This window comes from Mesorhizobium sp. M1A.T.Ca.IN.004.03.1.1, assembly GCF_003997555.1.
Taxonomy (GTDB): Bacteria; Pseudomonadota; Alphaproteobacteria; order Rhizobiales; family Rhizobiaceae; genus Mesorhizobium.
Genome location: NZ_RZTV01000416.1, coordinates 1 through 267, shown reverse-complemented (window position 1 = coordinate 267; position 267 = coordinate 1). Strand labels below are relative to the sequence as shown.

Here is a 267-nt window from a genome sequence, read left to right as displayed (position 1 = left end):
AAAAAGACATGACCCGCGAAATCAGGCTGAACGCCTTCGATATGAATTGCGTCGGACACCAGTCGCCGGGGCTCTGGCGCCATCCGCGCGACAAGTCCTCAACCTACAAGGATCTCGACTACTGGGTGCATCTGGCAAAGACGCTGGAGCGCGGCAAGTTCGACGGGCTGTTCATCGCCGACGTGCTCGGCGTCTACGATGTGCTGAACGGCAACGTCGATGCTGCACTTCGCCATTCGGCGCAGGTGCCGGTCAACGACCCGCTGC

Annotated in this window: 1 pseudogene; it reads left to right on the top strand. The window is 60.7% G+C overall.

The annotated features are described in order from the left end of the window. Positions 1-8: 8 nt before the first annotated feature. A pseudogene (locus EOD29_RS32240) lies at positions 9-267 on the top strand (5,10-methylene tetrahydromethanopterin reductase); the annotation flags it as partial.